The organism is Microbacterium sp. zg.Y909 (assembly GCF_024626565.1).
Genome location: NZ_JANJFJ010000053.1, coordinates 1 through 3,548 on the forward strand (window position 1 = coordinate 1; position 3,548 = coordinate 3,548).

Consider the following 3,548-nt stretch of genomic DNA (forward strand, 5'->3'; position numbering starts at 1 on the left):
GGCCTTTCCCTTGCCCGCGTCACGACGCGGACCGCTCGACCCGGCGCGCAGTCGCATGGCGATCGCCGTGCAGCCCGACTCCGGCGAGACCAGTCAGACGCGCGGCGGTGGAGGCGGCGCATCGAGGGCGCCCAGGATCCGCACCAGCGCCTCGCGCATCTCGGCACGGTGGGCCTCGGCGAGATCCGTCGTGAACGGCACGCCGGCGGGTATCCACGACATCCCGTACATCGTCTCGCGCCAGTCCGCGCCGCCGACGGGCCACCGCGTGTGTTCGGCATCCTCCGCCGTCGCTCCCTGGCCCCACTGTCCGAACGACGCGCGCATGGTGTCGATCGGCAGCTCCATCACCACGTCCGTCTCCACCGGCTGACGCACCCACGATCGCGCAACCGTGATGAACTCGTCGACCTCCTCCGCGGTGAGCGGGCGCGGCTCGAACAGCACGCGCGCGTGCTCGACGTCCGAGAGCCGGTCCACACGGAATGTCCGCCAGTCGTCTCGCTCGAGATCCCAGCACAGCAGGTACCAGTGCCGGTCGGCGGGAGCCAGGTAGTGCGGCTCGACCCGGCGGTGCGTCGTCTCGCCCGCCGCCGATGTGTAGGTGAAGCGCACCCGTTCGCAATCCCGGCACGCGAGCGCCAACTCGCCGAGGACCGCGGTGGAAGCCGCCTCTCCCCCGCCGATGCGGACGGGATGCACGGTGTCGGCGAGCGCCATAACCCGTCGACGCAACGCCGCAGGGAGCACCTGCTCGAGCTTGGCCAGCGCCGTCAGCGCCGTGTCGACTCCACCGATCAGGCGCTGCGTCGCCGCGATGCGCAGGCCGATCGCCATCGCGACGGCCTCATCGTCGTTGAGCAGCAGCGGCGGCACCGCACTCCCCGCGTCGAGCCGATAGCCGCCGGCCGCGCCCGGCGAGGACTCGATGCGGTAGCCGAGTTCCCGCAGCCGCTCGACATCGCGGCGCACGGTCCGCTCGGTCACACCGAGGCGCCGGGCGAGCTCGGACCCCGGCCAGTGCCGGTGCGTCTGCAGCAGGTTCAGCAGCTCCAGCGCACGAGAGGTGGTGTCGGACATGTCCCGCAGTCTGCCCGACAATGCGGACCGGATGTGTCCGCGACGACGCGTACGGTCGGCGCATGTCGAACGAACCCATCCTCGAAGCGCGGGGACTCACCAAGCGCTTCACCGTCAAGAAGAAGACCGTCGCGGCGGTCACCGACCTCACGTTCCAGGTCGCCGCCGGCGAACTGGTCGCATTTCTCGGCCCCAACGGTGCCGGAAAGTCCACGAGCCTGCGCATGCTAACGACGCTGCTCGCCCCGACCGAAGGCACCGCGCGCGTCGTCGGGCGCGACATCCTGCGAGACCCCGCCGGTGTGCGCGCCCGCATCGGCTACGTCGGACAGCTCACCAGCGGCAGCTTCTCACAGCGGGTGCGCGACGAGCTGCTCAGCCAGGGCGCGTTCTACGGGCTCTCGCGCACCGCATCAGTCACGCGGGCCGACGAGCTCATCGAGTCGCTCGACCTCGCACCCTTCGCGTCGCGGTCTGTCCAGCAGCTCTCGGGCGGCCAGAAGCGGCGCCTCGACATCGCGCTCGGGCTCATGCACGCGCCGCCCCTGCTGTTCCTCGACGAACCCTCCACGGGACTCGACCCGCAGAGCCGGGCGAACCTCTGGCAGCACATCCTCGACCTGCGCACCACGCACGGCACGACAGTGTTCCTCACGACGCACTATCTGGAGGAGGCCGACCGGTACGCCAAGCGGGTCATGGTCATGGACAGCGGGCGCGTGATCGCCGACGACACCGCCGCCCGCATGAAGGCGGAACTGGCCGGCGATCTGCTCACCCTCGGCTTCGAGCGGCCTGCAGACGCGGATGCCGCGCTGCCGGTGGTCGGGCGCCTCACTGACCGCGACGTGCGGCGTCAGGACGCGGCATCCCTCACCCTCACCGTGCCCGATGGCGACCGGCTGCTGCCGGCGGCGATCCGCGCGCTGGACGAAGCGGGCATCGTCGTCACCCGCGCCACGGGCGTGCCGCCCACCCTCGACGACGTCTTCCTCGCGCTGACCGGACGCACCCTGCGCGACGCAGCAGAGGGCGCGGCAACCGGCGAGACCGAGACCGAGACCGAGACACCGCAGGCGGCCACCGCCGCCCAGCCGACAGGAGCCGCACGATGACCGCCACCACCGCCCGACCTGACACCGCCGTGCGTCCTCACGCCGCGCGCGACACGTGGCACGTGCTCACCCGGGAGCTCCGCCCCGTGGTGCGCGACCCGTTCACGCTCATCTTCAGCCTCGTGCAGCCACTGGTCTTCCTCGGGCTGTTCGCGCCGCTGCTGATCGGCACCTCCGGCACGCCGACATCCGAGACCCTGCAGTGGTTCGTGCCTGGGGTGCTCGTGATGATCGTCCTCTTCGGCACCGGCGCGACGGGATCGAACCTGCAGTACGAGATGATGACCGGCTCGCACGAACGCACGCTGGTGGCGCCGCTGGTGCGCTCGTCGCTGCTGGTCGGCCGCGCTCTCAAGGAGATCGTGCCGATCCTCGTGCAGGCCCTGCTCATCGTGCTGATCGCTTGGCCGTTCGGCTTCTCGACCCACCCGATCGGGCTCGCGGTCGGCCTTGCACTGCTCGCAGTGTTCGGCGTCGGGCTGGGGTCGCTGTCGTATGCGCTGGCCCTCGCGACGCGCGACAGGGAATGGCTCTTCTGGGGCGTGCAGCAGACGCTCATCTTCCCGCTGCTGATCCTGTCAGGCATGCTGCTGCCCCTCGACGCCGCGCCGGGATGGATGCGGGCGGTCGCCACCGTGAATCCGATCAACTGGGTCGTGCAGGCCGAGCGCGCCCTGTTCGCCGGGGACGTCGGCAGCGGCCCGGTCCTCTGGGGTTGGGTCGCCGCCTTGGCGCTTGCGGCGGTCGGGCTCGCCGTCGGCATCCGCGCGATGCGCCGCAGCAGCTGACCGCCGGGCGCGGGGCGCGTCAGACGCCGCCGCCTCCGCCGCCTCCGCCGCCTCCGCCTGCGGAGCCACCGCCGGACGAGCCGCCCGACGTCGACGACGACGACATCGCGGCGCTCGACAGCGAGGCGATGCTCGACGAGAACGCTGCGGCGTTGAAGGCCGCGGAGCCGTAGTACCACGAGGGGGTCACCCCGGCGTCTCCGTAGTGGACCATCAGCTCATCAGCCCACTTCTTCTCCTGCCCGAAGACGACGGCATAGGGCAGCAGCGTCTCGTACAGGTGGATCATCTGCCGTGGGTCGCCGACGTCGACGGGGCGCCGCTCGGCACCCATCGGCGATTGCAGCATGCGGATGCGGTCCGCCTCCGCCCAGTCGATGAAGATCTTCAGGCCCGCCAGGTGGTCACGCAGCTCCGCACCGGCATCCGTCAACGGCCGGTGGAAGACCAACCCCATTCCGAAGGCCAGCACGATCCCCGCCACCACCATGAGCACCAGCGGCACCAACACGTTGACGGATGCCGCGATTGCCAGCATCCCGAAGAGGATCACGAGCACCGTCCC

The 3,548-nt window shown here is 70.9% G+C and carries 4 protein-coding genes; 2 read left to right on the top strand and 2 right to left on the bottom strand.

From position 1 onward, the window contains the following. Nucleotides 1–93: 93 nt before the first annotated feature. On the bottom strand, nt 94–1,080 hold the full coding sequence (locus NQ160_RS06230) for a helix-turn-helix transcriptional regulator (protein WP_257514365.1): 987 nt from the start codon (nt 1,078–1,080) through the stop codon (nt 94–96). A gap of 62 nt (nt 1,081–1,142) precedes the next feature. Between NQ160_RS06230 and NQ160_RS06235 the strand changes: the two genes are divergently transcribed. Next, entirely contained in the window at nt 1,143–2,195 is a 1,053-nt protein-coding gene (locus NQ160_RS06235; RefSeq protein WP_257514366.1) for an ATP-binding cassette domain-containing protein, read from the top strand. After that, on the top strand, nt 2,192–2,983 hold the full coding sequence (locus NQ160_RS06240; protein WP_257514367.1) for an ABC transporter permease: 792 nt from the start codon (nt 2,192–2,194) through the stop codon (nt 2,981–2,983). The genes NQ160_RS06235 and NQ160_RS06240 overlap by 4 nt, the downstream gene beginning before the upstream one ends. A gap of 19 nt (nt 2,984–3,002) precedes the next feature. Here the strand turns inward: NQ160_RS06240 and NQ160_RS06245 are convergent. After that, the coding region (locus NQ160_RS06245) for a DUF2207 domain-containing protein (protein ID WP_257514368.1) at nt 3,003–3,548 on the bottom strand (546 nt) is incomplete at its 5' end.

Coding starts and splice junctions, on each gene's coding strand:
- NQ160_RS06230 (WP_257514365.1), bottom strand. CDS start 1,080: ATGTCCGACACCACCTCTCGTGCGCTGGAGCTGCTGAACCTGCTGCAG.
- NQ160_RS06235 (WP_257514366.1), top strand. CDS start 1,143: ATGTCGAACGAACCCATCCTCGAAGCGCGGGGACTCACCAAGCGCTTC.
- NQ160_RS06240 (WP_257514367.1), top strand. CDS start 2,192: ATGACCGCCACCACCGCCCGACCTGACACCGCCGTGCGTCCTCACGCC.